Origin of the sequence: Mycobacterium sp. (genome assembly GCF_052145595.1) — a bacterium.
Classification (GTDB): Bacteria; Actinomycetota; Actinomycetes; order Mycobacteriales; family Mycobacteriaceae; genus Mycobacterium.
This window is the reverse complement of sequence record NZ_JBKQOI010000309.1, coordinates 1-9476: the sequence shown is the minus strand read 5'-3', so window position 1 is coordinate 9476 and position 9476 is coordinate 1. Positions and strand designations below refer to the sequence as shown.

Sequence of the window (9476 nt, the reverse complement as noted above, 5' to 3'; positions counted from 1 at the left end):
CGAGTCTGCTCCCGGCAGATCGGTCCAGACGGGGACGGGCCGGCCGTAACCCAGGCAGCAGAAGATCCGCGCGAGTCGAGTTGGCGATCTTGCGTTGTACGTTGCGGAGCAGCGCTACGGCGGTGGTATCGGGGATGCCGGTTAGAGGCAACCACGCCGCACCCCAGATGATGTGGTAAGAGGGCACATTAACGACTTGTCAGCAACCTACTCAACGCTGGAACCCCAATCCACGTCGCGATGCGCTACATGGGCCACAAGAGCCCGGCGATGTTCATGCACTACGCCCAGACACTGTCGACGGTCGCCGAACATGAGTTCCTGCGATACAAGAAAGTCACCGCCGACGGCCGCGACTATGACCGCGATCCTGCTGAGATGTTCGAAGCACTCGCGCTGGACCAACGGACAGATCGCGTATTGCCCAACGGTTACTGCACGCTGCCGCCTCGGCAAGCCTGCGACAAGGGCAACGCCCTATTGACTGAACTAACTGGCACAACCGCGTGGCGTGACGCGGCGTAATGCGTCGGCCCCGATAGCTTCCCGGACGTGAACCAAGAACCAGTACAAACCAGGGATGTGGCCCGTCTTGTTGTTTCTCGCTGTGGGCACCTCGCCTCGACTGGCGATCTGGGTGAGCCTTACCGGTTGATCGACGCGGAGGGCGCCGTCGTGGAACCAGTGACCGCGTTTCTGCGGGAGCTGGTCGCGGCCGGACGATCGCCGGCGACGTTGCGTTCCTACGGCATGGACTTGCTGCGGTGGTGGCGATTCCTCGGCGCGGTCGATGTCGATTGGCACCGCGCGACCCGGATCGAAGCGCGCGACTTCAGCTGTTGGATTCAGCTGGCGGTCAAACATCAGCGAAGGCCATCGTCAGACCAAGGTGTTGCAACAGTCGAGTCGATTGGGCCGCCGAACCCTGTAACCGGCAAGCCCGCCCTTGGCCCTGGGTATGCCCCGGCGACGATCGCTCACAGCGAGAAGGTGTTACGTGGCTTCTACGACTTCCAGCGTGACCTCGGTGCCGGACCGATCCTGAATCCGTTTCCGCTGGATATCGCACGTCGGTGCGAACGGGCGAATGCCCACCACAACCCGATGGAGGCCTGGAAGCACAACCGCGTAGGGCGATATCGCCCCAAAGTGCCGCAGCGGATTCCGCGGGCGATACCCGACGATCGGTTCAACACGCTGTTCACTGCGCTGCCGTCGAATCGGGACCGAGCCATGGTTGCGTTCTGGATCTCAACAGGAGCCCGCGCGTCAGAGCTGCTGGGTGTTCGCCAGTGCGATGTCGACCCAGGCCAACAACTGATCACGGTGGTGCGTAAGGGTTCCCGCGCCATACAGCAGCTGCCCGCGGCGGTGGACGCATTTGTATGGCTCCGCCTGTATCAGCAAGACATGCAGGCCAAGGTGCCGCGTGGTCGGACCCATCCGCTGTGGTGGACACTACGCCGACCACACCGTCCGCTGACCTATCACGCCGCGCACAGGATGTTCGAGCGGGCCAACGCCTGCCTGGGCTCGGATTGGACGTTGCACGACCTCCGGCACAGCGCCGCGACACGGATGGCGCGGGATCCGCAGATGACGTTGAGCGACGTGCAGTGGGTGATGGGCCACGCCCACTTGACCACCACCGAGTTGTATTTGACGCCCACCAAAGAGGAGGTCGTGGCCAGCGTGCTGGCTCACCACGCGCGGCAAGCGGTGCAGCGCGATGACCCGGTGCCACCGCCGCCGGCGCCAGGCTACGACCCGCAATCGCTGAGCGTGCTGTTCGGGAGGTCGATGTGACCACGATCGCCAAACACGTTGCGCGCAAACCACTTGCCATCGCCAATGCGACGAAGACCCAGATCAGCGGGCGGAACCAACATCTGCGCGAACGGTTCCCCGCCCGGCAGCCCGAGCAGTGGTGGGCAGACACCGCCGGAACCGCCGAGGACACCATCGTCAGGCTGACCTCCGGATTGTTCACATCGGATGTCAAGACGACCCAGGCGGGTCGACGACGCGGTGTGACCAAGCTGCTGGACTGGCTGGCGACGTTTCCAGGCGACACCTGGCAACAGCGTTGGGAACTCAGCGGCGTCGAGCAGCATCCCGGCAAGAACTGGACCGGGCTCCCACTGACGTTGCTGCGGGAGCGCCGACAGAACGCGTCCTACGACGCCGACGATCTGGCCTCGGGCCTGCTCATGTTGATCTGCGGCGACGTCATCCGTCCGGGCTTGCCGTGGATGCTTACCCGCACACACGCCCGTCTTGCCGGTGCGGTGGCGCACACCAGAGACCCGGAAGGGTTCGCCCAGCTGCAGCGACTCGCCGAGACCCAACCGGCCAGCTCCGCCGTCGACGCGCGGGTCGCGGCGACCAGGATCGCGACCATCCTCGCGTGCAAGGGCGGACGCGTCGCCGACATCACCGTCGGCGACTGTGTCGAACTGGTCGACACCCTGCGCCAGGTACACGCTCGAGGCGGACAAAAGAAGGTCGACTTCTACCTACGCCTGCGCACGATTGGCATCTTCCCCGACGATGCGCCGCACACGATCCGCGCCTTCGGGCAAGCCACCGGGCGGCTCACGATCGAAGAATTAGTGGATCGATACCCATTGCGTTGCAGACCCATTCGCGACCTGCTTGTCGACTACCTACGGGAACGTCAGCCGTCGCTCGACTCGCCAGCATCGACGCGATCTCCCGCAGCCTGGCCGGGCTGTTCTGGGCGCGCATCGAAGCCATCGCACCGGGCATCGACACCCTGCAGCTGCCCCAGCACATCATCCGGACCTGGAAGGAAGACCTGGCCACCAAGAAGCAAACGATCACCAACGCCGCCGGCGAGCGGATCGAGGTCGCAACCCCGCGACTCAACGCCAAAGACGAACTAATACGGGTGCGAGCGTTCTACCTCGACATCGCCCAGTGGGCTGTCGACGATCCCGCCCGATGGGCCCAGTGGGCGGCTCCCTGCCCGATCGGCGACGCCGAGATCCGCCGAGCCAAGGAACGCAAACACCGCAAGGCTCGGATGGACCAGCGCACCCGCGAACGACTGCCTGTGCTGCCGGTACTGGTGCGCACCGCCAACCAGCGCCGCCGCACCGCACAACAGCTCGTGCAGGCCGCTGACCAGACGACGCCTGGCACGTTGATCCCCGGCACCGACGCCAAGTTGCGAAAAGCGCTCGTCCCCAAAGCCATCGGCCGACATGTCTGGGCCGAAGACACGGCCACCGGCAAACGGCGCAACCTGTCCTACGAGGACGACGAGGCGTTCTGGGCATTCGCCACGATCGAAGTTCTGCGACTGACCGGCATCCGCTGCGAGGAACTGCTTGAACTCAGCCACCACAGCATCACCGAATACCGCCTGCCCTCCACCGGCGAAGTGGTGCCGCTGCTGCAGATCGCCCCTCCAAGACCGACACTGAACGCCTGCTGCTCGTCAGCCCCGAACTCGCCGACGTGCTCAGCGCCATCGTCACCCGCCTACGCGCACCGAACGGTGCGATACCCCTGGTGCCGTCCTACGACATCCGGGAGCGGGTCTGGAACCCGCCGATGCCGCTGCTGTTCCAACGCGCCATCGGCAACGAGCACCGACCCTTCACGCCCAGTGCGATCCGCAAACTGCTCATCGACGCGCTCGCCGCCAGCGGGCTCACCGACGCTACCGGCGAACCACTGATTTTCTCGCCACACGACTTCAGAAGGATCTTCGTCACCGACGCAATCATGAGCGGTCTACCGCCGCACATCGCCCAAATCATCTGCGGGCACAAAACAATTGATACAACCATGGGATACAAAGCCGTCTACCCCATGGAAGCGATCGAAGCCCATCGAGCGTTCATCGCTCGCCGACGGGCAACCCGACCCAGCGAAGAGTACAGGACCCCGACCGAGGACGAATGGGACGACTTCCTCGCCCACTTCGAGAAGCGCAAGGTGTCGGTTGGGACGTGCGGGCGCGCGTTCGGAACGCCGTGTTTTCACGAGCACGCTTGTGTCCGATGTTCGCTTCTACGGCCGGACCCAGCCCAACGACCACGATTAGAGGAGATCCGGAGCAACCTCGAAGACCGAATCATCGAGGCTAAACTTCACGGCTGGCTCGGCGAAGTGGAGGGACTCCAAGTCAGCCTCGTCGGCGTCAAAGACAAACTTACCCTGATCGACACCAGCATCCGCGGCGCCGTCAACCTCGGAACCCCCTCCCTACCAACAAATGCGCGGCCACGATGAACGGATCGCCAAGTGCCCCTGCATACGTTCGCTCCGATTGGTCAGAGCGTCCGGATCCGCGGGTAGTCGGTCGAAGAACGCCGCACACCACTCGGTATCCAGCCAATCATTCGCCCCGACCGCCCTGGCTAGTGGCGGGCGTTTGAAGTTGTTTGGCGGTTGGCTTTCTTGAGGATTTCGTCGGCGGTTTTGGTCCAGACGAAGTGGTGGGCGCGGTTGTTCCAGCCGTTGATATAGGTGCGGATCGCCGGGGTGAGGTCGCGGACGTTGCCGAAGGTGCCGCGGTGGATGGCTTGGCGTTCGATGATGCCGAACCAGATCTCGACCATGTTCATCCAGGACGCTGAGTTAGGGGTGAAATCCACTCGTATGCGGGGGTTTTCGGCGAGCCAGTCGAGGATTTCTCCTTCTTCTTGTGGGCGGCGTAGTTGTCCATCACCAGGCGTAGTTCCTGATCGGGGTACGCCCGGGCGGACGGAGGTTGGCTGAGAGGAGCCGCCTGCATATCGACACCACGGGCGAGGTCGTACCCATCGATTACTTGTGCCCGATGTTTGTACTCCGATGATCCTGTCAGTTCAATTGGCTCAACTGGCTCCTCTCCACGGCGGACGACGGTACGATCCTGTTGTTCTGGGCTTTCCGCTCGGGCGTCAAAGCGGGTGAGAACAACATGACCGTGTCTGGCACGCCGACCACGGTACCCATGCCCTCGAACGATCAAGGCCACATCTTTTATCCAGGACCCGGGCGACAGCAAGGGCGGTTAGGTCACCGACCACCCAGCCGGCGCGGTCAGAGCCGGCAGAATCGACGCCTGTCGCGCCGGAAATATATGTGTGACGAAACGCCGAGAAGTCATCCGCAGGCAAGCTTCGGCTGCCTGATCAGATTCACAGTTTCTGTCAACGAGGGGTAGCCGCCATGACTCAGCAGTACTTTGCTCGGAACATTCCCGATGCCTGCTACAAGCAGATGAATACGTTTGGTGCGGGCGGTGACGATATCGCATGGGTGGCGTTTGTTCCTGGCAGCACGAACGGCTGGATTGTGATCTCCAAGAGCGGTGCCTTCGCCGACCAGGGCTTGCCTACGGCGTGCGTGCAAGGCCTGACGTCATTGAGCCAGAACGGCGCCAAACTCATGTGCGTCGCGTTTGCCCCTCAAGGCGGCGGCTGGGTCGTTGTCAACGATCAGGGCGAGATAGCTCAACAAGGTCTGCCTCCGGCGTGCACCGCGAGCATTTCGACGCTGAGCCAGAACGGCGCCAAGATCGTGTGCGTCGCGTTTGCCCCTCAGGGCGGGTGGGTCGTCGTCAATGACCACGGAGTTCACGCCCAAGAAGGAGTGTCGGCCGGGTGCGTGAACGCGATGGCACAGCTCAGCCAGAGCGGAGCGAAGATCGTTTGCGTGGCGTTCGCGCCAGCCGGCGGCTGGGCGGCAATTGATGACCAGGGCGCTTGGTACGGCGGTGACGGCGCCCCGCCCGAGGCGTACATGTACCTGAGCTTCTACTCCTCGCTCATGGGCCCGCTCACTTTCGCGGCCTTCGCTCCATCTGGCGGCTGGACGCTCACCTCCGCCGCGACCACGGTTGTGAAGGTGCCGATCTCCAATCCGCAGGGCTGCGTGAATGTCCTCGAGGTGTTCGGGTACATCGCCGAGCGTCTCGACGGCAACGTCGTCGGGTACGCCTGCATGATCGGCGGCTCCAATACGAAAACCTCCTTTGCCCATGGCTACGCCCGCACCTCGGCGGATTCCCCTGCCCAGCTGTTTCTGCCGTCGACGAAGTGGCAGACCGCCAGCACAAGCAAGGTCCTTGCGGCGCTGGCCGCGATCCCGATCTTGGACAAGCTTCCCGCCCCGCCCGGGACTACCTCGCCTTTGGACTCGCCGATCGGCCCGTATCTTCCCACTATCTTCCCAAAGCCCAAAGGCTGGGCCGCGGCCCCCGGCATCGGAGAGATCACCTACCGGCAGCTGCTGTCGATGACCAGTGGCATCAGGGATTACGGCGGTGGGATGACCTACGCGGAAATACAGTCCTTCATTTCGCCACCAATCGACCCGACGAAGATCGACCTGGCCAACAAGACGCCTTTTTACAGCAACATCAACTACGACCTGTTGCGGCTATTGATCCCCGCGGCAGCGGGATGGGCGCCCAGCCCGGGCGACGACCCCGCGACCGCCTACGCGTACCAGTTCGTAAAGTTAGTTAACCAATACGTGTTCGAACCTGTCGGAGTGACTGGCGTCGCGTGCGATCCCCCAGCGACCCCCCCGCAATCAGGCACCTATGCTCTGACCTATGCATACCCGGGTACGACTCCTGGTTACGACTGGGGCCCTCTGACCCTGCAAGCCGGTCCCGGCGGGTGGTGGATGTCGATGGATGATGTGGCCCCGGTGTTGGACAGCCTCAACAAGGTTGATGGGCGCATCCTTACCTCAGCACAGTGGGACGAGATGCTCGGGATCGTGAACGGGGTGGCAGTGGGTCCTGTGATGGGCTGGGATACGGCCGCGGGACCGGTTCCGCCGGCCTGGATTGAGAAGGACGGCGGAATCGACTCGGGGAACGGGACTCATCTCACAGCGTCCTTTGCATTGTTCGGTTCGGGCACGTTTGGCGCTCTGGTCATTAACTCCGACGTCTGCGGACCGAATCTTCAGTACGGGTGGCTGTGGTGCAACAAGTGCACGGAGCTCACCTTCGCCCTGAACACCAACCAGGGGCAATGCCCGGCCGGCGGCACGCACAACCACAAAAACGGAGCGACCTACACGCTTCCAATCGGCGTCGGGAACCCAGGCGGCCAACCGAATTGGCGCTGGTGCTCCAACTGCCAAGCACTCTGCTACGCCGGTAATGCATCACTTGGAGCTTGCTCCGCCAATGGGGGTGGTGCCCATGATCACACCGGAAGCGGCGACTACATCCTCGACATGTCCAGCGGTGGCGCTCTCCCTCCACACACTCAGGACGACTGGCGCTGGTGCAACAAATGCCAGGTACTTACTCACGCCGGATCGTACAACGGCGCCACCGTCACTCCGCACTGCGCCGCAGGCGCCAACCACGACACCAGCGGAAGCGGCGATTACGTGCTCTACCCCGTTACTGACGCGCCCACCGTCCTCCGGGACGCCTTCTACAAGGCCGTCGGACCCTGCTGACCCTCCCGGACGCTGCCAAATGGGCGATCATCGAGGCGTGGACTGACCGCAACTTATCCGCGTGACTCCCGCGAACGTGAGCAACAGAGCCGCCAAGATGGGCAATCTCGACCGTCTAGTGTCTTGAGTCAGGCTTGGCACCAACGTCCTGGCGTCGAGCTGCGTTGGCGGATTCTTCCCAACTGCCGGAACCTCCACGACCCGCTCAAACAAGCCTTCCAGCCCAAACGCTTCGCCCAGTCGGTCGAAGGTCTCCCAGCGCCGCTGCGGGTCGTCACGGGGACGATCCGGCTTCAAGCCCAGAGGCCGCAGTAGCAGCACGTCATGAACCCGATCACGTGCTCCAATACAGCCCTCGCGTCCCGGCCATCGCAAGGAGATAAACGATCCCACTTCCCGTCAGCCGACCGAACGGCCTCACCGAATCGTCGGCACACTGCCAAGTGCAGCTCGCCCACGCCCATATCCATCCCCGCCATCATGCCCGGTCAGGGTGTCCCCAAGCCACAGAGCCAAGGCCCTGACCCCCGCTGGTTTGTCACGTTGACCAATTCTTGGGGTCCGGCCACCAAGTTCAGAGAAGCTTGCCTTTCATGCTCGAAATTCGTAACGGACGCGACCTTCTCCGATGCGCTGCAACGGCAGCGCATCGAAACCCAACAACTGATTCAGAAACGACAAGAGGCCCACGCAGCGCGCTTCGGTGAACCCATGACCGCCGAAAACATCTGGCTGCGCGGCCGCAACCAAGAGGTGGCCGCCTTGGATGCCGTTCTGGTGTCGATTGCCGGCGTCCGCAGCACCGACGGCTCGCTCGTGCCGCTGCGTGGAGCAGGCGCCCCGCAACGACGAACCCCACCTACTATGTCGACTAAGCAGAAGGACGCGACATGAGCCGCAGCATTGAAGCGCTCCAGCAAGCCACCCGGCGGCGACACGAAACCGCCGAGAAAGCCGTCACCGCCGCGCTACGAGAAGCGCGAAAAGCTAACGTACCCATAACCTTCACCCGACTCGCAGCCACCGCTGGCGTCTCGACCGACTTCATCTACCGCCATCCCGCACTACGCGCACAAGTCGAGGCGCTCAGACGCGTCCGCAACGCGCCACGAAAGCAAACACACCGAACGACGAGGCCGATGCCGCTGAAAGCACACTAGTCCGAAGGCTTTCCCACGAACTCGTCGATCTACGCCGCAAACATCACGAAGAAGTCACCAGACTTCAGAAAGCCCTCGCCGCAGCACACGGTGAACTTCTCCAACTGCGACGCGGTCTCGCTGACCGCCCGACCGATGCCCGACCGCCCGACCGATGATTGCCAACAGCGGGGTTCTCGGCGGGGCGAGGTGATAGACGACGCCGATGGAGGATCGGAGTGGGCGAGGGTAGCCGGAACCGAAAAGCACGTGCTTTGTCAGCGGGTTTGCCGCCTGGTACTCCGAAACGGCCGCCATGGTTTACAAATGAGCAGTACAAGGCCTTCATTGGGTTGCAGGCGGAAGATACTGGGGCGCAACCGATCACCGCGATTGGTGTCGATGCCTCACAAATGCTGAAACACCGCAGGTGAGACGAGTATTTCTGTGACGAACTTCTGAGACGTTGCGACCTGGACAATCCACCTCCCGGATTACGGGCGGCTAAGTGTCTCAGATGTGGTCTGATTTGAGACATCCGCAAGGGCGTCACGCTACTTCACGCGCAGCCGGCTTAGTCGACGCGGTCGGTGCGGACGCGGTCGTGGGTGTCAGTGCGGGCGCCGAGGTTTGCTTTGGGTCGGGCCCGCTAGACCGTGCCGCGGGTGGGGCAGTGAGCGGTGGGGCGGCGGCGCGCGCTGGACTCGACGGTGCTCAACGATGCGGGCGCCACCCAAGGACTCGATCACCCAGCTCGCAGTGTGCTTGCTTCGGCGAGCAGACCGCTGCCGGCCCCGGGAGTTCGGCATATACGAGTCGGACGGCGCTCCTGACGAAAAGGAGCGCCGTCCGAAGCACCAACCACCTGGTTACCAAGCGTGCATGATGGCG

The 9476-nt window shown here is 63.1% G+C and carries 9 protein-coding genes; 7 read left to right on the top strand and 2 right to left on the bottom strand.

From position 1 onward, the window contains the following. Window positions 1-249: 249 nt before the first annotated feature. Genes ACLP4W_RS25970 through ACLP4W_RS25960 form a run of 3 tightly spaced genes read left to right on the top strand, consistent with a single transcriptional unit; the run spans window position 250 to window position 2906 of the window. Complete coding sequence (locus ACLP4W_RS25970; RefSeq protein ID WP_442390260.1) at window positions 250-525, top strand: hypothetical protein; 276 nt, start codon at window positions 250-252, stop codon at window positions 523-525. A 27-nt stretch (window positions 526-552) separates the two neighbouring features. After that, window positions 553-1806 carry a tyrosine-type recombinase/integrase gene (locus ACLP4W_RS25965; RefSeq protein ID WP_442390259.1) on the top strand — a complete coding sequence of 418 codons (1254 nt, stop codon included), beginning with the start codon at window positions 553-555 and terminating at the stop codon, window positions 1804-1806. Beyond that, the gene (locus ACLP4W_RS25960) at window positions 1803-2906 is read left to right on the top strand and encodes a hypothetical protein (RefSeq protein ID WP_442390258.1); all 1104 of its coding nucleotides are present in this window, start codon (window positions 1803-1805) and stop codon (window positions 2904-2906) included. The genes ACLP4W_RS25965 and ACLP4W_RS25960 overlap by 4 nt, the downstream gene beginning before the upstream one ends. On the opposite strand, the gene ACLP4W_RS25955 is transcribed toward ACLP4W_RS25960, so the two are convergent. Continuing rightward, complete coding sequence (locus ACLP4W_RS25955; protein WP_442390257.1) at window positions 2903-3367, bottom strand: hypothetical protein; 465 nt, start codon at window positions 3365-3367, stop codon at window positions 2903-2905. The genes ACLP4W_RS25960 and ACLP4W_RS25955 overlap by 4 nt on opposite strands. A 212-nt stretch (window positions 3368-3579) precedes the next feature. Between ACLP4W_RS25955 and ACLP4W_RS25950 the strand changes: the two genes are divergently transcribed. Continuing rightward, the gene (locus tag ACLP4W_RS25950) at window positions 3580-4263 is read left to right on the top strand and encodes a tyrosine-type recombinase/integrase (RefSeq protein WP_442390256.1); all 684 of its coding nucleotides are present in this window, start codon (window positions 3580-3582) and stop codon (window positions 4261-4263) included. A 128-nt stretch (window positions 4264-4391) separates the two neighbouring features. Here the strand turns inward: ACLP4W_RS25950 and ACLP4W_RS25945 are convergent, their stop codons facing one another. Then, window positions 4392-4592, bottom strand: coding sequence for a hypothetical protein (locus ACLP4W_RS25945; RefSeq protein ID WP_442390255.1), 201 nt, complete (start codon window positions 4590-4592; stop codon window positions 4392-4394). A gap of 595 nt (window positions 4593-5187) precedes the next feature. Between ACLP4W_RS25945 and ACLP4W_RS25940 the strand changes: the two genes are divergently transcribed. The 3 genes from ACLP4W_RS25940 (at window position 5188) to ACLP4W_RS25930 (ending at window position 8606) form a co-directional block, all read left to right on the top strand. After that, a complete protein-coding gene (locus ACLP4W_RS25940) occupies window positions 5188-7446 on the top strand; it encodes a serine hydrolase domain-containing protein (protein WP_442390254.1) in 2259 nt (752 codons plus the stop codon). 711 nt (window positions 7447-8157) lie between these two features. Then, window positions 8158-8340, top strand: a complete 183-nt coding sequence (locus tag ACLP4W_RS25935) for a hypothetical protein (protein ID WP_442390253.1) — start codon at window positions 8158-8160, stop codon at window positions 8338-8340. After that, window positions 8337-8606, top strand: coding sequence for a DUF6262 family protein (locus tag ACLP4W_RS25930; protein WP_442390252.1), 270 nt, complete (start codon window positions 8337-8339; stop codon window positions 8604-8606). Before ACLP4W_RS25935 ends, ACLP4W_RS25930 begins: the two co-directional genes overlap by 4 nt. Window positions 8607-9476: the final 870 nt, after the last annotated feature.

What these genes read in the sequence shown, in the direction of transcription:
- ACLP4W_RS25970 (WP_442390260.1), top strand. Translation starts at nt 250, where the DNA reads ATGGGCCACAAGAGCCCGGCGATGTTCATGCACTACGCCCAGACACTG.
- ACLP4W_RS25950 (WP_442390256.1), top strand. Translation starts at nt 3,580, where the DNA reads ATGCCGCTGCTGTTCCAACGCGCCATCGGCAACGAGCACCGACCCTTC.
- ACLP4W_RS25945 (WP_442390255.1), bottom strand. Translation starts at nt 4,592, where the DNA reads ATGGTCGAGATCTGGTTCGGCATCATCGAACGCCAAGCCATCCACCGC.
- ACLP4W_RS25940 (WP_442390254.1), top strand. Translation starts at nt 5,188, where the DNA reads ATGACTCAGCAGTACTTTGCTCGGAACATTCCCGATGCCTGCTACAAG.
- ACLP4W_RS25935 (WP_442390253.1), top strand. Translation starts at nt 8,158, where the DNA reads ATGACCGCCGAAAACATCTGGCTGCGCGGCCGCAACCAAGAGGTGGCC.
- ACLP4W_RS25930 (WP_442390252.1), top strand. Translation starts at nt 8,337, where the DNA reads ATGAGCCGCAGCATTGAAGCGCTCCAGCAAGCCACCCGGCGGCGACAC.